The sequence below is a fragment of the Legionella busanensis genome, from assembly GCF_900461525.1.
In the GTDB taxonomy this organism is placed as follows: domain Bacteria; phylum Pseudomonadota; class Gammaproteobacteria; order Legionellales; family Legionellaceae; genus Legionella_C; species Legionella_C busanensis.
Genome location: NZ_UGOD01000001.1, coordinates 3,336,401 through 3,357,262, shown reverse-complemented (window position 1 = coordinate 3,357,262; position 20,862 = coordinate 3,336,401). Strand labels below are relative to the sequence as shown.

The following is a 20,862-nucleotide window of genomic DNA, read 5'->3' as shown; positions in this document are numbered from 1 at the left end:
GTTACTTATTGATAATAAAATTTCCCTAGCATTTCTACTCAAATAAAATTATAGGCTTATCGTAATTTATTATTTAACCACGTTGCAAATATATCTTGATAGTATCATTTTCTTTCTATTCTATTAAGTTATCGCATTATTTTTATTACTTGTCAGAAAACCTTGCACCTAGCATGCCATTTAAAATTTAGTGTAACCCTTATAATTTTGATTAATCTATTCCATTATTAGCCTTTTTGTGTTAAAATTGAACAATTAGTTGGTATTTTAACTATTTTTTAGTTTAAGGTATGTATGAAAAAAATAGTAGGTTTAAGTAAAGAGTGTTTCTCAGATGAGGCACTTGCCAATTTATCAGATATACAGACATTAAATCGCTTAATTGAAGATCATGAAAAGGAAAAAGCCAAAGGATTGCTTGAAGAATTATTATCATTAAAAAGAATACAAATTCAAACTAAAATAATTTATAGAAACTATTACGATCAGCATGTTACAGAAGATTTGAATTTCCATCTTTTTTATATTTGGCGATTTCATCATAAAGAATTTTTAGAAAGTAGAATTCAAGAGATACTGGAACAATTTCCCGAAAAGATACTAATGGAAATGCCATCACCTCCAGAAAGTAGAGTATGGGCTAATAAGACGACCGGACTAAAAATCTCTTTGTTTAATCCTAAGCGTGAAAGTCGTGATCGCTGGCGTTCAGAGCAATATAGAGAAGTGGATTCCTTATTAGATGAGCTCCATCGAGAAAAGAACCGTAAGGAAGAAGTTGAAAGTGAAGAGGCAGGTAAGTTAAAAGAGCAACGACTCCATCAGTTAGAAGAAAAAATTGTAGCTATAATATTAAACGATATTCCAGATAAAAAAGAGAAAATGTTTAAGCGTTTTCATAAGCTTCAAGTTAGTACAAATGCTGCATTAGCTAGGTTATTCCGTAAGATGGCTGTCTCTAGTCAAGGACCAGATAGTGGCTCATCCTCAGATATTTTTATCCATCCTGACCATTCAAATTTTAATGATTTCATCACAAAGCTAAGTCGTGAACAGGCAGATGTTTTGCTTCCTGAAGGATTTAACCTACATTATATAGGTGGTAATAATAATAGGAATTGGTTAGCTACACATAGTACAGAAGTAAAGAAATATGTAGTGCGCGTTGAAAAGGCTTCTGGCCCAATTACAGATTATATCTTACGAGAAAAAATTATAAAACTTGAAGGCGTTTCTCAGTATATTGCCCGTGATATTTTTTATTATCCTACCGAATACTTACAAAGTTTAGGCGAAAGTGCAGTTAATATAGCTATATCAGAGTATTGCCCACGGGGCAATCTTAAAGCCTATCGCCAAGCGATGGAGCTCAACGATTTCCCCATGATCTCTGCTGAGGTTCTTAGAATGACTCAGCAATTAGCAACCATGGCATCAGCGCTTGCACAAAATAATATGGCTTATATGGATATAAAATCTGAAAACTTTTTAATTCGAGACAATGACGATGTTATCACAGCCGACTTAAAATCAATTGTATTAGTAAAAGAGGGGAAGGTTCCTAAAAATTCAATATCGACTACTCCTAATTATGCACCTTCAGAATATCATAGGATGCATTCAAGTGAGGTTGATCCAAAACCGTTTATGGTTTATCAAATTGGGCTCGTATTATATGACTTAGCAGCCAATCTAAACGCAGAAGATAAAAATGAGTTAGCTGGACAATTATACGATTATAGGAATGAAGAAAACAAAACTTTTGAGCTTGATTTTTCCGCACCTATTTTTAGCACTTCTGTTGGAATGCAAATACAGGAATTAATTACAAGTATGATTAATATAAAAAGCAAAGAAAGGCCAACGTTAGACGATGTAATTCAGGCTTGTGAAGATCTTCGCAAGCAATGTAATCAATCAAAAGAGAGCTCTATAACAATAGAGAAGGATTTATCAAAGGATGTATTATCCGTTACCCTTAAAAATTAGTGAGATTTAACATGATTATAACTACTTTACCTGGTGATTGGGCCTCCTTATTAGATCAGTTAAATATTACTGAAGTTAAGGAAAATGATAAAAAACAACAAGAGCAGATAACTAGCTGGTGTACACAGTTTATTAAAAGTGATTTTCAATTTGTATCCTTTGCTGCTACCCGGCATTTAGTTGAAGAATGCATGCTTTTAAATAAATATGGTTCTTTAGAAGATATTGTTGATGATAAATCTAGAAGAACGGTTCTACATAAAGCAGCCTCTTTAGGGTATGATCGGTTTTTAGACGCTACTTTAAATAACCATGTGGACATTGATATTACCGATGAGAATAAAAATACAGCGCTCCACTTGGCAGCAGATAAATTTCGACTACCAACCGTAAAATGTTTAATAGAGCATAAAAGTAACCCAAATTGTATTAATCGATCTGGACATCTGCCCCTTAACTTAGTTGCAAGAAGCCCTCTCGATGACACATCTAAAGCAAATGAAGCTATTTTTAAATATTTATTGCCAATCACTGATCCAGAATTACTAGATTTTATTGATACTGATAAGAGAACGTTAATTTTAGATTTGGTAGCTTTAAAAAATCCAGACTATATAAAAATGATTTTAGCAAAAAGACCAGACCTAGAGCTAGCTAAAATGCTTGATCCCCAAGGCCAAAACATTCTTCATTTAGCTATTATACAAGGTGCAAATGACATCGTTAAAGCCTTTATGGAGGATAAAAGTCTTCTACTCCAAAAAACAAGTAATGGCTCTACAGTTTTGCATTTAGCAGCCCTTCACAATAGAGGCATTATCTCGATGCTTATAGAAGAATTAGGTTCTCTTGGTAAAAAGATGATAGACAGCCAAGATAATGAGAGAAATAATTTATTACATCATTTGACTTTAAAAGAACCCCCTGATGAGACCATGGCTTCCGATATTGCACATAGATTTGATGTTGATACAGAACTTCCTAATATATATGGCGAGGTGCCAAAAATAGAAAATCGTCCCTCGCTTACTCATTAGGGAAGAAAGTTATTATTTTTATCCGAGTAATAATTAAATAGCCTAACTATATTTTTAATAAATGGTCTTAGCCTTAATTCTATTTGGTTAGTATTTATATTAATTCTTAGTACGTAGATTGTCTTTAGAAAGGCCAGTAACGAAGAGTAAACTAGACTAACCATAATTGGCTAGTCTAGTTTATAAGAAAAATTTATAAATTGATGTCTACCTGTCTGTGAAATCTCTCACCGCTTTTTCAGCTTCATCACGCGTGTAGCCATAATGTTTTTGTAATTTGCCAAAAATTTCTTGTTGGTTACCTTCTAGCTCACGGAAATCGTCATCTGTTAATTTACCCCAAGCTTGTTTCATTTTACCTTTTAATTCTTCCCAGTTACCTTCAAAAATATCTTTATTCATAATATTTCCTCGTTGTGGTTTAGCTTAGAATTGATCAAATAGAACTTGATTAAAGGTATAAATAATCAATCTATGTTGTAGTTAACCTTGTTTATATATTTAAATCAAGTATTTAAATTTATTTAAACAAATAGCTGACGAATATTATCAGGCACCGCAACAGATTTATTTAGTTTATAATCAACCCAAACAATTTTACTTATACCTTGCGCCACTAAAGCGCCTTCTTGAAATAAATCGTGATCGATGATGAAGCTTGAATGCCCAAGACTGTGAATACTACTATTAAGCGTTAATGTTGCAGGATAAATAACCGGTTTAAGGAAAGTACAAGCGACATGAATAACCACAGGCCCCGTAGGCTCTTCTAAGTTAAAATTTAAGCTAGCTAGCCATTCAATGCGAGCTTCTTGAAAATAATCAAAATAACGGGTGTTATTCACATGGCCAAGGGCATCCATATCACCCCAAGCAATAGCAAAAGTTTTTTGATAAACAGCAATTTTTGAATTAGTCATGATAAATCCATAGGATCAACGTCGATATTCCAACGTATATCTTGTGATTGTTTAGTTATTCTTATCCACTCTCGCATAGCCGTCAATGATAAGTGTAGATGTTTACGTGATGAAGACTTGATGAGAAGTTGCATACGAAATACATTTGCTTTGCGCGCGAGCGGTGAAGGGGCCGGTCCTAAGATTTGCAAAGATTGCTCACTTAAGTAATTTTTAATTGACTTTAAAAAGTGCTCAATACGTTCATTTTGCTTATGTTGAGCTCGAATAACAGCTAAGTAATGATAAGGTGGTAAAGCAGCTTGCTCGCGACTAGCGAGCAGCATTTTTGCAAATTCGGCATAGCCTTTTTGAATAAGTATGTTTAATAAGGGATGATGGGGTATATGAGTTTGAATAAGAACTTGGCCTGGATTTTCGGCCCGTCCTGCACGCCCTGAGACTTGGGTTAATAATTGACCCAATTGCTCAATAGCCCGAAAGTCTTGATTATAAAATCCAAAGTCAGCGTCAACTACGACAACAAGCGTTAGTTTGGGAAAGTGATGTCCTTTCGCTAACATTTGCGTGCCAACTAATAGTTGCGCTTGTTCATTATTAATAAGCTCAAGTCGATTTTCAAATTCATTTTTTTTACGTATTTCGTCTCTATCGATTCTTAATATTTTAGTGTCAGGAAAAACAGTTGCTAAGTAATCATAAAGTCGCTGAGTACCAGTTCCAATTGGAATTAACTCGGGGTTTTCACATTGCTCACACTTTGTTGGAATTGCTTGGCTTAAACCACAATGGTGACAAATTAAACGGTGGCTGTGTCGATGTAAGGTTAGATGACTATCACATGCTCGACAATCAATCATAAAACCGCATGCATGGCAAAGTAAAATAGGCGCAAAGCCACGTCGATTAATAAAAACTAAAACTTGATTTCCTTGATTTAAATGATGAGCAATAATTTGTACTGATCTTTCAGCTAAGCCATGATGGATGCTTGCTGAACGTAAATCAATTAGTTGATAATTAAGCGGCTGTGAAGTTAACGCTTTATGGTTTAGCTGTAAAAGAGTGTATTTTTTCTGACGGCAATTATGCAAGCTTTCTAGGCTTGGCGTTGCTGAGCCTAAAATAATAGGAATATTGGCTTGGTGAGCGCGTATAAGTGCTGTGTCACGTGCGGAGTAACGTACATTATCCATTTGTTTTAAAGAAGAGTCATGCTCTTCATCAATAATAATTAATCCTAATTTAGGCATAGGCGTAAAAATTGCAGCTCGTGTCCCAATGACTAAATGAGCAATATTATGCATTGCAGCATACCAAGATGCATATCGTTCGCTTTCATTAAGATTTGAATGTAAGGTAACAATTTGTTTATCAAAACGAGCACTAAAACGTTTCAATAGTTGAGGTGTTAAACCAATTTCGGGTACTAGGATAAGAACTTGCTGTCCGCGAGCAAGGACCTCAGCGATAACATGCAGATAAACTTCCGTCTTGCCACTGCCTGTTATGCCTTGTAAAAGAAAACAATGATAACTTTTTAAATTTTTTTTAATAGTCGATACGGCAATCGCTTGTTCTTCATTCAGTATTAAAGGCTCATTTTTTAAACAGAGCAAATTGGGTAAATCAAATAGTTGCTCCTGGTGAACAATATTTAGTTTATTAAGCTTATCTAATTGTGCCTTAGTAAAACCGGCTCGCGTTAATTCATTTTTTGTTATGGCTTTTTTTTGCTGAGCTAAAAAATCAACTAAAGCCCGTTGTTTAAGTGCCTTTTTTCCTAATAGGCTATAAGCTTCGTCTGGCGTTTTAGTAAGTAGATAAGATTCTACAAGGGGTGCTTTAACAGTGCCGGCCTGACGCAATTTTTTAGGTATTGCCAAGGGTAATACTTCAGATAAAGGAGCTTGGTAATAAGTGCTAATCCATTGACATAAAGCAAGTATTTCAGCGCTTAAAATAGGTTGTTCATCAATAATAGTATGAATTGATTTCAGTGGCCTATCTAATTTAGAAATTATTGAGCTACCAACTACAATACCTAAACGTTCCTGCTTACGAAAAGGCACCCAGATACGTGTGCCAATTGCAGGGGAAACGTTAGAGGTTACATAATCGAAATAATCATGATTAGTATGAGGTATACATACATGACAGATGTTAATCACAAGTATTTCCTTTAAATATTATTTTAATTAGATTGTTTTACCCACTCATGACTTGCCGATTGTCCAGGGGCTGAAAAAACTTTGACAACAACCTTTTCTATCCGATGTTTAATTAATTCTTCACTATCTTTAATAAGCTCATTAACAAACCATCTGGATAGTTCTTCAACAGTAATATTGGTTAAAGGTAGTAAAGTAACATCTTCTTTTAAAAAAGGGATTTTCTTTTTATTAAATATAAAATAATAATATTCCTCATCTTCACTCATGGTTAGAAAAGGCGAATAGGTGGGCATTAGAAAAGTTTGATTAAGAAAGCGACATAATTTGTGAATACGATCTTTATAATAGCGATAATCAAACGTCATGCCATTTTCTTCAACCCAGGTTGTTAATGCAAGATAAACACCATACATGTGACCATGCAATGGCTCTCGTTCAGTGGCCGAAAAAATGGTTGTGTGGCCTGCAGAAAATTTCATTGATTCTTTTTGCAATTCAACGGTAGTTAGGTATTTAGTCATTTATAAACTTGCTCTTTTATCTTGTAATTGAAACCCAGTTAAAAACACATCCAAATTTTTAGTCAATGCCATTACCTTGAATAACTCACCCATTTCACTAGGTAATGTCAATTTTTTTATAGCTTGGTTCGCGTTAATACGTGCCCGGTTATCTTCTATTTCAGCTAATAAGCCTAACAAATCATTAGCAAGTAAAAAAGCAGCTTGATTTGTATAACCAGCGACATGTAGATGAGCAGCACATGCTGCTTCTGCAACTTGAGTAAAGTCAATATGAGCGGTTATATCTTGTTCACCTATATGTGCTAAAAAGTTAGTATGAGCTTGATGTTTATAATGACACATCAATGTTCCTTGGTTCCGATCAGGATGATAATATTCATGCCTTGGGTAACCATAGTCAATTAAAATAATTGCACCTTGATTCAGTAGACTAGCTAGTTGCTTTAACCAGCCTTCGATAAATAAATTAACTTCTGATTGGTAAGGTAAAGGTAAGTTTGGAAGAATGCTTTTTAAGTACTCACGCAGACGTAAATTTGCAGTTGGTTTAAAAACCTCAATGAGCTCATTTTTCTTATTTAGAGTAATAAAACTTTCCAAAAGTTTCTCTTCAGTTTGTAAGAAACGATGTACAGGCATAGCATCTAATACTTCATTGGCTATAACAATCCCGTTAAAGGGCTCAGTTGGCCATTGAGTAACCCAAGTTACTAAATGAGCCAAATGACTAATCTCTTGGTTAATTAAGTTACTTTGCTCGGTTTGCAAAAAGCCACTCACTTCTAAAATATAATAGGCTGAAGGTAGGCAATTTAATTGTTCCAGGCGTTTTAATATATCCACACATAAGCGACCTGAACCGGCCCCAAATTCAAAAATAATAGGATTAGCTAATAACGGAAGAAGTTGCTTGCATTGATTAGCAAGTGTTTGGCCAAATAAAGGCGTTAACTCAGGTGCTGTAATAAAATCACCTTCAATACCAAATTTAGGCAAACCAGCGCTGTAATATCCAGTCTCAGGATGATATAAAGCAAGTTGCATAAATTCAACAAATGGAATTTCTTGGTGCTGTTGTAAATACTTATACAATAAGCTTAATGAATTCATTGTTAATCTGCTTAGTTAAAACGAGGAAACATACCTTGATTTATGATAACAAACAAGTCAATGAGGTTGCATTAGTAACAGGCGCTGCTCGACGTATAGGCGCGGCTATCGCGCAGCAATTACATCAAGTGGGCTTTAACGTTGCTATTCATTGCCAACATTCATTGCATGAGGCGCAACTGTTAGCCAATTTTTTAAATAAAATAAGGCCAGAAAGTGCTTATGTTTTTCAAGCTGATTTAAATCAGCCTAATGAATGTAATGATTTAATTAAACAAGTATTACAATGGGGTAATAAATTAAATGTCCTCATTAATAATGCCTCTACCTTTAGAAAAACGAATATTAATGAAATTAATTTAGATGATTGGCAAACTCTTTTTACCGTTAATGTACAAGCCCCATTCCTCTTAAGTCTTGCAGCATTTCCTCATCTGTCTTTACAGCAGGGTACTATTATTAATATTACTGATATTCATGCTGATAAACCCTTGCGTGATTATGCGGTTTATTGTCAAACTAAAGCTGCCCTTGTTATGCAAACTAAAGCGTTAGCAAAAGAATTTGCCCCTCATGTTCGCGTTAATGCTGTAGCACCCGGAGCAATCGTATGGCCTGAAAAGGAAAATGCTTTAAACCTTAAAGTACAAGAACATATTATTTCTAATACCTTATTAAAGCGACACGGTGATCCTCGCTTTATTGCCCAAGCTGTTGTCTCTTTAATTAATAATCCTTTTATTACCGGACAAACGTTAAATGTTGATGGTGGCAGAAGCATTAGCTAATTAACAATTTAAAATTCTAAAAAGATATAAATGCAAAAGTGAAAAGGCTCATCTTCTAAAATGATTTTTGAAGACTTCTTTTATAAATTTTATTTTTTACCTCATTTTACATTGTTATTTTTGCGCTATAGCTTTGCATTTGTTGCTGATGCTTAGCTACTTCCTTCTGGCATGTGTGTATTTGGTATTTAGAAACCTGCAAATCTAGTGCTGTTTCATTATTCTTATTGACAATGGTGCTATCAACGCGAAGTTTAACACAGCCTAAGTGACCTTGTTCTACAGCATCATAGAGCGCTGTATAACCCAAATTATTTAGTATAGCTGGATTTAGTTTAGGAGCTGCAAGAAACAATTCGAGTACTGCTAAATCTTCAATTGAAGTTGTCATAAATAATATAGGCTCTGACGTTGCGAGGACTTCATTAATGTTAATACCTGGAGTTTTTAGAATCATTCTAACAATCTCAAAAGCCTCATCACATTCTTTGTTTTTTTCCTGCGAGCTTTCATATTTCCTCTGCCAGAGGGGCTGTGCAGTAAAAATTACTAGAATTAGTAACTTTAATTTGCGGGTAGGCAATTAAACATCTGCGGATAGCAGTGTATCATTTAAACGAAGTGCAACAATTAAATAATCTATCTCCTCGTTAATGATACCCAGCTTACTGTTTTTGAAGTTTTCAAAATAGGCAAGGTCTTTCTTTCTTTTTTCTTTCAATCATTTGTTTTATATCAGCATCGTTAGTCATATTAGCTACTAAGTCGCCACGATAGGGTTTTTTAAATAAGGTACCAGGCTATTGTATTAATAACCTAGCAGTATCAATGTAGCCATATTTAAGCGCTAGCTGTAAAGGGGAGGCAATTTCAAATTTAGAAAAATTGCTCGAGAATTTAGAGATTTATCACAAAAAGCATTACGGAATAATGGCTTTATCCATACTCAGGCAAAAATCAATCCGAGTTATAAAACTAACTTTAAAAATACGTTGAATAAATTACGAGGCAAAGAAGATTTAAAAAAGTCTGAGACAATAAGTTCGAACAACGGCGCTAAGCCATAATTAATCTATGTTTAAGTAAATATTGAGTCAAATAAAACCTAAGAACTGTTAATACTGAGGCAATTAAATAAATACGAGTTCTTAGCCTTTAAATATTCAAGCATAATAATTAACTATTCCATTATCCTTTTACAAGGCTAAATATCGATAAAATGTAGGTAAGTACTTTGCAAATATCAGTATTAGAGCCTCTCATAATTTTAGGAACTCTATTCTAAAAATAGAGTTGACAGTAAAATAGCTGCTTTTGTTCAATAAGCAGCTAATATAATTGAGCTTAATACCTTAACAAACATAATAAAAAATTTAATTGATTTAAAAAAAAACATTATGTTTACTTAATATTCTTATAATTTTGCTTTCCTACAATGGGCTGATAATTATTAAGTTGTAGAGATATTTATTATGCCAGAGCAGAAAAAAACGGTAAATTCTTCCGAAATTGAGAGGTGGGAGAAGAAGCTTGATTATATCATAGCTGAATGCGACTTGATGGTTAAGAAGCATGATAAAACTTCACCATGGAATGAATCCACAAAAAAAGTACAAGCTATGCTTGATAGCGGTCAGAATTTTATTAGTGAACAGGTTGGCAAGTTAAAAAAGGAGTTAAAAAAAGAAGAGGAAGATATAAAAGAACAAATCGAAGAATTCATTGTAGAAAAGGCAAAAGGGGTAGTTGCTACAAAAATAACCGAAGCCGTAATTATTAATCCGGTTAAGGAAGAGATACATACATTAGATAAAGAAATTAATAGGTTTCAAAATAAACTACAAACGCTAACACAAACTCTAGATACCCAAGATAAGAGTTTTTTCGCAAGAACTATAGAAAATACTAGTAGCTTTATTAAAAAACAAAAAGATAATGTAATACAAATGCATGAGCAGTTTAAAGCGACAGGCTCTATTAAGACTAATTTGCAACAATTGACAGATAGTATTCCTGAAACTCACTCAAGCACTCAAGACTTACTCACAAATCCAAGTAAAAAAACATTGTACTCAGCTCTTACCGCTGTAGGTAGTACAGCAAGTTTTTTTATGCGTTATTTGAACGAAAAGTGTGATAAAACTATAGATATTGCAGAAGAAGGGAGCGAAAAGATTGAGAAAAGTATAGAAAAACATAAAGGCATTTATCCGTATGCCAAAAGTCTTGTAAAGAAAGCTGATTCATTGGTAGAACAGAATATCCAGAGAATAAATCAATTAGATAAATTAAATACTTTTTATCAAAACACAGTTGAATTTAAACAGAAAATAGAAAGCTCATTACGTGATTCATCTAATTCTCTAGCAGAAACAATAGAAAGTAAATCATCAAACAACACAATTATCTGTAAATGAAAATAGGAATTGATGGTATTGTTTCAAGCATACATATGGAGTTTGTTTCATAGACTTTATAGCTTTGCAATACCGTCCACTCAATTCAGCCTTCTAGATCTTCATAAATTTAGGACCTATATTCTAAAAACATAGTTTTCAGTAAAATTTCCTGCTTCACATAAATTATGAATTATTCTGCAAACTGAATGGCAGCAACATTTTAAATGTAAGTCTATATCCGAATTAGGTCTTAAACTTAGATTGTCTTAAATCACATAAATAAATATTTACGTGACGTTAATTAAATGACCAATTTACAGTTTTTTGGGAGTAGGTTAGGAATGGCTCCATAACCGGTCGTTTAAATTATGCTGTTACTTCAAACCAATGCCAAGTTCGCCACAATCCGTTTAAGTCTATCTGGATTATCATCGACATAGATAGACGTTGTCACAATCGAAGCGTGACCTGCTAATCTTGATACGGCTTTAATATCGACGCCTTGTTCTATCAATTTAGTAATAAAGGTTCGCCGTCCCGAATGTGAACTTGCTCCTAGAATACCTGCTTTGTCATATAGTTTGCGAAACCATTTTTGTAAGGTATTCGGCGTAAAACGGCTTCGGCGTTGCGTTTGAAAGAAAGGTTTGTGACGAGCTACGTTATTATCTTTTAAATGATTAAGATAAGTTTGTAGCGTTTCTCTTAATTTTTTATTAGTTAAATAAGCATACCGTTGTTTTTCACCTTTAGTCATCGAACGTTTAAGACAAATTTCATCGAGTAGTCGGTAATGGCTATCGGCAACATCAGCAATCGTTAAAGAAGCAATTTCTTTTGCTCGCAGACCTAAGCCAAACGAACAATAAATCATTGCTACATTGCAAATAGCAAATGTACTATCTTTAGCCACAGCTAAGAGTCGTCTAAACTCAGCATCTGTTAAAACTTTCGCTTTACCTTCTTTAACCACGATTTTTAATTTAACTTCCTGAAAAAATAATATTTAACTAAAAAAGGGCCTCTTAGCAAAAATAAAATAAGTAAAGGATAAAAAAGCATTGCGATGGTTGAAGAGGTCCTTAAATTATATTCAGACCTGATTTTCATAATTGTAGATTCTCATTTTAAATGATACATAATCTCAATAAGTAAAATAATTTCTTAGAGAAATTGAGATTTTCTGATCTTAGTTAATTAAATAGGTTGATAAAAATTAATTTTTTTGCAACAGAGCTCTAAATACACTACCTCAGAAATAATCAATAATTTAAAGCTAGAGTAGTAATAATGTCATACTTAAAATATATCTAGAAAATTTTAACCACCTTTGGGGTTATTTATTAAATTATATTTATCATTAGATGCGTCATACTCATTAATTTGCTGCTGGTTTAGCTTATTATTTTGTGCAAAAAAAAGCTGCTTTGGCGAAGACAGCGGATCAGAATAGATTGGTGTAGGGTGATGCAAATTACTGGTATTAGGCATTGTTCGTTCTCTTTCTGCGAATAGATTTGAGAAAGAACATAAAGAATTGTTAGCCGATGTTGAGGTGCCAGGCCATGGAGTAAAATGGCCCACTGGCATAAGTGGATCATCTATTGAAAAAGGCCGGAAATGAGTAGAATCGTTTAGTTGACCATTGGGCTTTGGACCGGACTGAAAAACATGTGGTAAATTATAGGATATACCTGCATAAGCTCCATTAGGATAATCACTTGGTACTGAAAAGGTGATTGGAAAAAAAACTAAATCAGCCGACATAGGGACGTTATTATAGTTTGGATAGGGTGAATGGACTTGTTGATAACGCTCAGGGTAGGTGTTAAAAGCATAAGGCATAGCTGTATAAGTCCCTGGAAAATGACTTGACTCTAAAAAAGAGTTTCCTGATGAAGAAGGTTCATCCCAACGAGAAACTCGTTTGCTAGGCAGCTCATCATTTTCACCAACTTCAAGTTGTCTTTTGTTATTAATGTTCTTTTCCAGGGTCGTCAAGGTATTATTTAGCTCATTACGTAACATACCTATTTGTACATCATCTTCTTGTGCACTATCTTCCTCTTGAGATGAAATAATTTGGTTGGTAGCGCGACTGCTCTCACTTTGTAATGTCTCCTCGAGAAATGTTAACAAGTCGTCTGCGGTAAGTTCGCCTCCGTTAGCGGCTATGGGCTCCGAAGGTGAAGTAGTTTGGTTAGCAGCGTGACTGCTCATACTTTTTAATGCCTCATCGGGAAGTGTTAACAACTCGTCTGCTACGGATTCTAATATATGTGAGAGATCTTCTTGCTGGGTGCCGTGTGTAATATCAAGTAAAATCTGCTCTAAGTCTAATTCTAAGCCGTCGTGAAGTGTCTGCTCGATGGCAGCTGAAAGTACATCGTTTACAACAATGTTGTCAATCTCCCAGGGTGTATTATTATACTGCTCACCTAATGCTACTGCCATTCCCTCTGCCGGTATATTCCGTAGGCGCTCAAAGGTCAGTGGCTCATTCTGATAACTAAGCTGGCTTAAGTATTTTTTTAACGTTTTTGGTGTAACCCCAAGAGCACTAGCGGCATTCGAGATTTGGGCATGGTTTAAAATGCTGACATGAATGGTTGCAAAAGGGAGTTGGCTTAAAGGGGATTTATTAGGAACCCAAGGCGCATAATACTGCTCACCTAATGCTGCCGCCATCTCCTCGGCCGGCATGTCATGTAGGCGCTCGAAGCTGAGCGGTTCATTTTGATAATTAAGCTGGCTTAAATATCTTTTTAACGTTTGTAGTGTAACCCCAAGGGCACTAGCAGCATTTGAGACTTGAGCATGGTTTAAAATGCTGGCATGAATGGTTGCAAAAGGAAGTTGGTTTAGATGGGATTTATTAGGAACCCAAGGCGTATAATATTGCTCACCTAATACTACCGCCATCTCCTCTGCCGTTATGTCACGTAGGCGCTCAATGGTGAGTGGCTCATTCTGATAATTAAGTTTGCTTAAGTAGCTTTTTAAGAATTCTATGCCAACTCCAAGGGCGTTAGCAGCAGGCGTACTCTTGCTATGTTTTAAAATGCTAGCATGAATGGTTGCAAAAGGAAGTTGGCTTAGATGGACTGTATTAGGAACCCAAGGTGCATAATACTGCTCACCTAATGCCACTGTCATATCCTCTGCCGGTATGTTATGTAGGCGCTCAAAGCTGAGCGGCTCATTCTGGTAACTAAGCTTGCTTAAATAGGTTTGTAACGTTTGTCGGGTAACCCCAAGGGCGCTAGCGGCAGGTGTAACTTGAGCATGGTTTAAAATGCTAGCATGAATGGTTGCAAAAGGAAGTTGGTTTAGATGAACTTGATTAGGAATCCAAGGTGCATAATACTGCTCACCTAATGCTGCAGCCATCTCCTCGGCCGGCATGTCATGTAGGCGCTTAAAAGTGAGCGGCTCATTCTGATAACTAAGCTTGCTTAAGTATCTTTTTAAAGTCAAGATATCGACCCCAAGGGCGCTAGCAGCAGGCGTGATTTTAGTATAGTTTAAAATGTTGGCATGAATGACGGCAAAAGGGAGCTGGTTTAGATGGACTGTATTAGGAATCCAAAATGCTTGATACTGCTCACCTAATGCCGCTGCCATCTCCTCTGCCGTTATGTTACGTAGGCGCTCAAAGGTGAGTGGCTCATTCTGGTAACTAAGCTGGCTTAAGTAAGTTTGTAACGTTTGTGGTGTAACCCCAAGGGCACTAGCGGCATTCGAGACTTGGGCGTGGTTTAAAATGCTAGCATGAATGGTTGCAAAAGGAAGTTGGTTTGGATGGACGACTGTATTAGGAATCCAAGGCCCTTGATACTGCTCACCTAATGTTACTGTCATATCCTCTGCCGATATGTTACGTAGGCGAGCAAAGCTGAGCGGCTCATTCTGGTAACTAAGCTTGCTTAAATAGGTTTGTAACGTTTGTGGTGTAACCCCAAGAGCGCTAGCGGCATTCGAGGCCTGAGTGTGGTTTAAAATGCTGGCATGAATGGTTGCAAAAGGAAGTTGGTTTAGATGAACTTGATTAGGAGTCCAAGGCCCTTGATACTGCTCACCTAATGCTGCTGCCATCTCCTCTGCCGATATATCGCGTAAGCGTTTAAAGGTAAGCGGCTCATTCTGATAACTAAGCTTGCTTAAGTATCTTTTTAAAGATTCTATGCTAACCCCAAGGGCTTTAGCAGCAGGTGTAACTTGAGCATGATTTAAAATACAGGCATGAATGACTGCAAAAGAAAGTTGGTTTAGATGGACTTTATTAGGAACCCAAGGCGCTTGATACTGTTCACCTATTGCCGCTACCATCTCCTCTGCGGATAAATCACGTAGGCGCTCAAAGGTAAGTGGCTCATTTTGATAACTAAGCTTGCTTAAGTATTTTTTTAAGGATTCTATGGTAACCCCAAGGGCGCTAGCAGCAGGTGTGACTTTAGCATGGTTTAAAATGCTGGCATGAATGGTTGCAAAAGGAAGTTGATCTAAATGGACTTGCTTAGGAACCCAAGGCGCTTGATACTGCGCACCTAATGTCGCAGCCATTTCCTCAGCTGGTATATTATGTAAGCGTTTAAAGGTGAGCGGCTCATTCTGGTAACTAAGCTGACTTAAGTATTTTGGTAATGATCTTAAGTCGACACCAAGTGCGTTGGCAGCTTCTTTAGTATTGTTATGCATTATAATAGCAGCATGAATTTCGGAAAATTTAAACTTTAGTAGTTTACTTTGCATACTAAAACAACTAATTTTTTATAACGAATTACCATAATTTATAGACTAATTTTATTCATTATGGAAACAAATCATTCAGTTTATCCTGCTCTCACCTTATGTTCTTTTCTTAAGCAGTTTTAAATTATAATTATGTAGAATTGCTGTTTTTGATTTTATCTGGCTTGAGCCCGTAATTGTTTTTCTGCCAATTTCTGCATAGAAGTAGTTATGACTTGCAACCTATCTTTAAACTCGAGATCTTCTATAATAACGTCTTGAAATTTTTTAGCATGTTGAGATTTGTAAACACCAACTGTCTTAAAATTTTCTATTATATTACTACTGAAGTTAGCAGAATCATTTAAAGAAGGCGGCTTGTTTATCCATTGATAAACAGTATGGGCAGCTAACTATTGGACTATTGAATAAATATCGCCCTCATCCAATTTCATATATACCCTCTATGTTTAACGTATAGGATATATATGAATAATTTAAGAAGCTAAGCAGCGATAGAGGATAGATTTAGAAATATTAAGAACTTTACAAATATCAGCAATTGCTATGGCTTTATCCTGATGCATACGCTTAGCAGCTTGAATTTTAGAGGCATCTACAGAAATAATTTTTAAAGAACTATCGTGTGGTTTTTTATCGAAAGCAGCTAAATACAGTCGCTCACATTTATATGATTCTAAATATCAATATAATGTTCGGATTCCAGCCAGTCACTTTTATGATTTAGTTAAACTGTTTGAATATTACCAGAAAAGGCTAGGGTATTATCATGCCCCCGGCGAACACTGTAAAATCTTTTCTAAGTTAACTGAGCGGATCCTCTATGAATATGAGGGCCAAATAAATTCAGCTCCCATAACTTCTCTTTTGAATGCTGCAATAGATATTGCACGTGCTAATACAGAACCACTTATTTTTAGTCAAATATCTGAATCCTCGAAGGCTAGTGAGCAGGAAATTAAAGAGGTAATCAAAACTACTCAACAACCCTCGAGCACTTATTTAAGTACCAACGCTACTAACCTTTGTAAGTTAGGTTTATTTGCTACCGTAGCTGTTAGCATAGCAGCATTAGGAACTGAAGTTTATTTTCAGAAGCTTCAATCCTAAAGTTAGTAGTGTTTATTGATAAACTGAAAAACAAGCTAACATTAGTAATTATTAATTAGTCAATAACTTTTATACCTATTTTAATATTGTCTTGGCTGTTTCCACTCCTACAGCCATTTAATACCTAGGTGAAATCCTATCTTTATTCAAGAACCTTTTTCATAATTTTAGGAACTTTTCTTCATTCTAGGATGTCTTACAGCTTAAGGTCATCCTAAGGTTATTGTGAAACCTTATTAAAAATGCATGGTCCATCACTTGTATGAACAATCTCTTCAATACCATCAAATTCTTTGTATTCTTCTTTGAAAATTAACTGTCCTGCGTCATTAAGGGAAAATTGTACATGCTCTATGCTGGTAGATAATGGCTCTTTTATAAAGTTAGTTGAAACATCGATGAAACTTCCCTCTAGAACTGATTTTTGGTTAGTCCAGTATAACCAGGCCGGAGAAGTAGAGGCGTGTCCTTTATGCATATTATTTGCTGCGGTAAACTCATTAATTGGAATAGAGATACTATTAGGCTGGTCTGGATTATCATAGATAATCGTTATGAAAGTACTTTTAATAATTATTTTAAGTTTAAATTTGTTATTATTACAGCCTCCTTGCCACTCACCTAATAAGCTGGAGTTTGTATTATTTAAAGTAGTTGTTGAAGCCGTTTGTAATTTTGAGGTTTCATCTGAAAAAGGTAGTGTTATTTTCTGAAAAAGGGATGCTGGAAAAACAGAAGTAGTAACTAGTACGCTAATGAAACCTGCTGCTAATTGATTTTTATTCATATTACTTCCAACTTATTGTTTAAATTACTTGTATTTTGATATATTTTAAATCTTCCAGACCATATCATATGCATTTGAACAGATCAATGATGGTTTACTTTAGCGAATTGCCTGATAATAAATGTTACTAAAATAGAAATCGAATATTAAATGTTTCGCAGGAAATTGGCGTCTATGCTGTAGTTGTTGATGCAAAAGAAATTCAAAAGAATTTTGATTTATACTTTAAAAAATGCCAGTCTAACTCTATTTTTATCCGTAAAAAAAGTTCAACCGTCTGTTTAATACAAAAATAATTAAATATTTTTCTGAAAGAAAATATTTGTAAATTAGGCAATTTTCTTTTTAAGAAGCCAAATAACGATACAAGGTTGGCTTAGAAATATTAAGCACTTTGCAAATATCGGCAATGGCTAAAGTTTTATCTTGATGCATACGTTTCGCTGCTTGAATTTTAGAAGCGTCCACTTTAGGGCGCCCCCCCTTTTTTTCCACGAGCACGCGCAGCAGAAAGTCCAGCCTGAGTTCACTCTTGAATAAGCGTGCGTTCAAATTGAGCCATGGACGAAAAAATATTAAAAACTAATTCACCAGAAGCAGTGGTGGTGTCAATCGCGCCATCACATAACGATTTAAATCCCACTCCTTTTTCACGTAAGGTTTCAATGAGCGTTACTAAATGCACCATCGAGCGATCTAAACGGTCGAGCCGCCAAACGACTAAGACATCGCCTGCTGATAATTTTTCTAAACATTCATTTAATCCAGGTCGCTCTGTTTTAGAACTGGAAACTTTATCTTTAAAAATAAGATTTTTTGCCAGCCCGCTTTTAGGAGGGCATCGACTTATGAGTTTAAATTTTGCTCAAGGGTGCTGAGGCGGGCATAGCCAACTAATTGTGACATCTGTTTTCTCAATTACTGTTGTTTTTGAGGCTCTAACTTGCAAAGTAACTTATTTTTAATTAAACTAAACTAAGTAAACTTAGTTCTTTGGAGCTTCTATGCACCAAGTAAATATTCATGAAGCTAAAACTCACTTATCTAAGCTAATAGAGGAAGCAGTTCAAGGTGAACCTTTTATTATTGCAAAAGCAGGTAAACCTCTTGTAAAAGTCACAGCTCTTACAACAACCGCTCCTAAAAAAAAGCGTCGTTTGGGGTTTATGATAGGTCAGCTAACTATACCGAAAGATTTTGATAGGATAGGAAGTTCAGAAATAGAAAATCTCTTTGATGGAAATTTATGAAAGTATTACTCGATACCCATTTAATTTTGTGGGCAGCTGGTTTTCCTGAGGAATTACCAGCTGAAGCACGGCGTATTATTGAGGAAGAATCAAATGAGCTCTTTTTTAGCGCTGCTAGTATCTGGGAAATTGCTATCAAAAGTAGCTTACAAAAGATTAATTTTCAAATTGATGTGCGAGTGCTGCGGCGCAATTTATTAGATAATGAGTATATTGAATTAGCAATTGAAAGTGCGCATGCTGTATTTATTCAGAATCTGCCTGCTATCCATAAAGATCCCTTTGATAGAATACTTGTAGCTCAAGCTACGCATGAAGGAATTACTTTACTTACTTCAGATAGTATTGTAGCCCAATATCCAGGGCCAATTTTGCATGTATAAATGCTACGTGTTATGTATGTTATTATCATTCAATGGTCCTTTTTGATAATACGCTTTAGTCTTTAATAATATTCTAAATTATGAAATCGCTACTCTATTTTTAATATTTAAAATATATTTTTTAAATAAAAGTGATATTATTAACGCTTTTTAATAAGAGTAATTCTAGATAGAGCAGGTTTTAGCAAATACTGTAAAACAATCGCATTTTAATACATTTAAATATAGAGAGTTAAATTTTGGACTTATTTCTAGTGTAGAACTACCTTTATTTGAAAAATTGAGTTGCAATCCTTTGGCGTTGAATCATAAGATGGTACAAGCAATAGGCTTAGCTTATTTATCTAAATATCCTAAACCTGAAAGCACCGTCAAAAAATTTTTTTTCTTTACATGATAACCAATCGATTGCAGAATCCCTGGCTCATTGCAATGAGCTATCGCCAGAGGATTGTTGGTCCTTTCTAATTAAGCAATTTTCAAACTTAAAAAAAGCAAATGGGGGATTAGCTCTTACACTCATTCGTACTTTTGAGCTTGCCTATACCTATAATTTTATGATTTATGAATCATCTACTATGAAATGTCTCACTAATAAGAGTAGCATCATTCCTGTCGATAGAATTTTACCGCAGCTAACTCAAAAGATGCATGACTTTTTTGATAACAAAATACTCATGTTAAATTTAAATTAATGAGTTGACCTTAAGATCGTAATAGTAAACAAAATGGCTATGGCTCATCTAAAAGATTTTGCTACTTACCTTTAACAATATAGCCGAGCCATTTGGTTGATTCAGTAACTGGTAGAATAAAAGGGGGCTCGCTTACAATACCTAGAAGTAGACAGGCTGAAATTACATTCAAAAATCCAATAATTGAAAAAGCTTATACAAATTTTGCAAATGCTTTTCAAGAAAAGGTTACGGACGCTACTAGATTAATGAAAAACAATCTGCAAGCTATAGTGGGAATGAACAAAAAGAATTAAATACTGGTGAGTCTGTAGCCCTTAAATTTGGTCAAGTTATTAATAGGCTAAAGCTTCAAAATTATTTCTATTTTACTGTGTTTAGCCTGATTTTATTCATAATATTTTTTAAAGTACCAAGCTCTATCTACAAAACCAAATAAAACACCCCTGAATAACAGTATTATAAATAACCCATTGACTTTAATTAATTTTTTACTTCTACTCTACACATTAAACTGACTGTAGTTTGAACAAGCATTATAGGCTCATTCATTTTTTTGAATATTAATATTCTGGTGAGCCTAACCTACAAAAATAAGGATGTAATTATGCTAAATCAAGCATTCACTATTAATCATGCTGATTTAATTTATTTAATTAATTATATAAAACAAGCTAAAGCTGAGCATGCTATATTTTCAACCACAGAAATAAAAGGATTAAAAGAGGACTTAGTCTTAAGTGAAGCTAGAGAGACTATTAAAGAGTTAGAACAAAATAGGGCTAAAATGATTGTATGAAAGAGGAGAGTAGCGCTCTTTACTAAGTAAGAGATTGAAATTCTGATGTAAACAAAGCCTAAGTCAGTTTAAAATAAACAAGAGTTAGCACAAACATTATACTAGATATAAAACAACATTAATCTTTTGTATAAGAGAAATATAC

Annotated in this window: 21 protein-coding genes; 9 read left to right on the top strand and 12 right to left on the bottom strand. The window is 34.8% G+C overall.

Annotation, left to right across the window (positions count from 1 at the left end):
- Window positions 1-294: 294 nt before the first annotated feature.
- Together DYH30_RS14870 and DYH30_RS14865 are read left to right on the top strand one after the other, a co-directional pair.
- On the top strand, window positions 295-1,989 hold the full coding sequence (locus tag DYH30_RS14870; protein WP_115332401.1) for a protein kinase domain-containing protein: 1,695 nt from the start codon (window positions 295-297) through the stop codon (window positions 1,987-1,989).
- 11 nt (window positions 1,990-2,000) lie between these two features.
- Window positions 2,001-3,026, top strand: coding sequence for an ankyrin repeat domain-containing protein (locus DYH30_RS14865; protein ID WP_115332400.1), 1,026 nt, complete (start codon window positions 2,001-2,003; stop codon window positions 3,024-3,026).
- Between the two features lie 207 nt (window positions 3,027-3,233).
- On the opposite strand, the gene DYH30_RS14860 is transcribed toward DYH30_RS14865, so the two are convergent.
- The 5 genes from DYH30_RS14860 to DYH30_RS14840 all read right to left on the bottom strand — a co-directional run bounded on the left by DYH30_RS14860 (window position 3,234) and on the right by DYH30_RS14840 (window position 7,754).
- A complete protein-coding gene (locus DYH30_RS14860) occupies window positions 3,234-3,428 on the bottom strand; it encodes a CsbD family protein (RefSeq protein WP_115332399.1) in 195 nt (64 codons plus the stop codon).
- Between the two features lie 122 nt (window positions 3,429-3,550).
- Window positions 3,551-3,946 carry an acyl-CoA thioesterase gene (locus DYH30_RS14855; protein ID WP_115332398.1) on the bottom strand — a complete coding sequence of 132 codons (396 nt, stop codon included), beginning with the start codon at window positions 3,944-3,946 and terminating at the stop codon, window positions 3,551-3,553.
- Entirely contained in the window at window positions 3,943-6,117 is a 2,175-nt protein-coding gene (locus DYH30_RS14850; protein ID WP_115332397.1) for a primosomal protein N', read from the bottom strand. Before DYH30_RS14850 ends, DYH30_RS14855 begins: the two co-directional genes overlap by 4 nt.
- Window positions 6,118-6,140: 23 nt before the next feature.
- Complete coding sequence (locus DYH30_RS14845; RefSeq protein WP_115332396.1) at window positions 6,141-6,641, bottom strand: 6-pyruvoyl trahydropterin synthase family protein; 501 nt, start codon at window positions 6,639-6,641, stop codon at window positions 6,141-6,143.
- Window positions 6,642-7,754: a class I SAM-dependent methyltransferase gene (locus DYH30_RS14840; protein ID WP_115332395.1), complete on the bottom strand. Its 1,113-nt coding sequence runs from the start codon at window positions 7,752-7,754 to the stop codon at window positions 6,642-6,644.
- Here DYH30_RS14840 and DYH30_RS14835 point away from each other — a divergent pair.
- Window positions 7,745-8,542, top strand: coding sequence for a pteridine reductase (locus tag DYH30_RS14835; protein WP_115332394.1), 798 nt, complete (start codon window positions 7,745-7,747; stop codon window positions 8,540-8,542). The two genes, DYH30_RS14840 and DYH30_RS14835, sit on opposite strands and share 10 nt — an antisense overlap.
- Window positions 8,543-8,648: 106 nt before the next feature.
- Here the strand turns inward: DYH30_RS14835 and DYH30_RS14830 are convergent, their stop codons facing one another.
- Window positions 8,649-8,999: an ankyrin repeat domain-containing protein gene (locus DYH30_RS14830; protein ID WP_131740646.1), complete on the bottom strand. Its 351-nt coding sequence runs from the start codon at window positions 8,997-8,999 to the stop codon at window positions 8,649-8,651.
- Between the two features lie 1,015 nt (window positions 9,000-10,014).
- On the opposite strand from DYH30_RS14830, the gene DYH30_RS14825 reads away from it, so the two are divergent.
- The gene (locus DYH30_RS14825; protein ID WP_115332392.1) at window positions 10,015-10,959 is read left to right on the top strand and encodes a hypothetical protein; all 945 of its coding nucleotides are present in this window, start codon (window positions 10,015-10,017) and stop codon (window positions 10,957-10,959) included.
- Between the two features lie 361 nt (window positions 10,960-11,320).
- Here DYH30_RS14825 and DYH30_RS14820 read toward each other — a convergent pair whose 3' ends face one another.
- The 3 genes from DYH30_RS14820 to DYH30_RS18725 form a co-directional block, all read right to left on the bottom strand.
- Window positions 11,321-11,914 (bottom strand): tyrosine-type recombinase/integrase, encoded by a 594-nt coding sequence (locus DYH30_RS14820; protein WP_115332391.1) that lies wholly within the window; start codon window positions 11,912-11,914, stop codon window positions 11,321-11,323.
- 347 nt (window positions 11,915-12,261) lie between these two features.
- The gene (locus tag DYH30_RS14815) at window positions 12,262-15,693 is read right to left on the bottom strand and encodes a hypothetical protein (RefSeq protein ID WP_115332390.1); all 3,432 of its coding nucleotides are present in this window, start codon (window positions 15,691-15,693) and stop codon (window positions 12,262-12,264) included.
- Between the two features lie 476 nt (window positions 15,694-16,169).
- Entirely contained in the window at window positions 16,170-16,277 is a 108-nt protein-coding gene (locus DYH30_RS18725; protein ID WP_423202823.1) for a helix-turn-helix domain-containing protein, read from the bottom strand.
- A 283-nt stretch (window positions 16,278-16,560) separates the two neighbouring features.
- Between DYH30_RS18725 and DYH30_RS14805 the strand changes: the two genes are divergently transcribed.
- Entirely contained in the window at window positions 16,561-16,803 is a 243-nt protein-coding gene (locus tag DYH30_RS14805) for a hypothetical protein (protein ID WP_115332388.1), read from the top strand.
- A 220-nt stretch (window positions 16,804-17,023) separates the two neighbouring features.
- Here the strand turns inward: DYH30_RS14805 and DYH30_RS14800 are convergent, their stop codons facing one another.
- The 3 genes from DYH30_RS14800 to DYH30_RS18370 all read right to left on the bottom strand — a co-directional run bounded on the left by DYH30_RS14800 (window position 17,024) and on the right by DYH30_RS18370 (window position 18,398).
- The gene (locus tag DYH30_RS14800; RefSeq protein WP_115332387.1) at window positions 17,024-17,590 is read right to left on the bottom strand and encodes a hypothetical protein; all 567 of its coding nucleotides are present in this window, start codon (window positions 17,588-17,590) and stop codon (window positions 17,024-17,026) included.
- 345 nt (window positions 17,591-17,935) lie between these two features.
- On the bottom strand, window positions 17,936-18,058 hold the full coding sequence (locus tag DYH30_RS18375) for a helix-turn-helix domain-containing protein (RefSeq protein ID WP_242604690.1): 123 nt from the start codon (window positions 18,056-18,058) through the stop codon (window positions 17,936-17,938).
- Window positions 18,059-18,116: 58 nt separating this feature from the next.
- Complete coding sequence (locus tag DYH30_RS18370; protein WP_242604699.1) at window positions 18,117-18,398, bottom strand: recombinase family protein; 282 nt, start codon at window positions 18,396-18,398, stop codon at window positions 18,117-18,119.
- Between the two features lie 196 nt (window positions 18,399-18,594).
- Between DYH30_RS18370 and DYH30_RS14790 the strand changes: the two genes are divergently transcribed.
- The 4 genes from DYH30_RS14790 to DYH30_RS14775 all read left to right on the top strand — a co-directional run bounded on the left by DYH30_RS14790 (window position 18,595) and on the right by DYH30_RS14775 (window position 20,717).
- Window positions 18,595-18,840: a type II toxin-antitoxin system Phd/YefM family antitoxin gene (locus DYH30_RS14790; RefSeq protein ID WP_115332386.1), complete on the top strand. Its 246-nt coding sequence runs from the start codon at window positions 18,595-18,597 to the stop codon at window positions 18,838-18,840.
- A complete protein-coding gene (locus DYH30_RS14785; protein ID WP_115332385.1) occupies window positions 18,837-19,223 on the top strand; it encodes a type II toxin-antitoxin system VapC family toxin in 387 nt (128 codons plus the stop codon). Before DYH30_RS14790 ends, DYH30_RS14785 begins: the two co-directional genes overlap by 4 nt.
- Window positions 19,224-20,010: 787 nt before the next feature.
- Window positions 20,011-20,214 carry a hypothetical protein gene (locus DYH30_RS14780; RefSeq protein ID WP_115332384.1) on the top strand — a complete coding sequence of 68 codons (204 nt, stop codon included), beginning with the start codon at window positions 20,011-20,013 and terminating at the stop codon, window positions 20,212-20,214.
- Window positions 20,215-20,525: 311 nt separating this feature from the next.
- Complete coding sequence (locus DYH30_RS14775; protein WP_115332383.1) at window positions 20,526-20,717, top strand: hypothetical protein; 192 nt, start codon at window positions 20,526-20,528, stop codon at window positions 20,715-20,717.
- The last annotated feature ends 145 nt before the right edge of the window (window positions 20,718-20,862 follow it).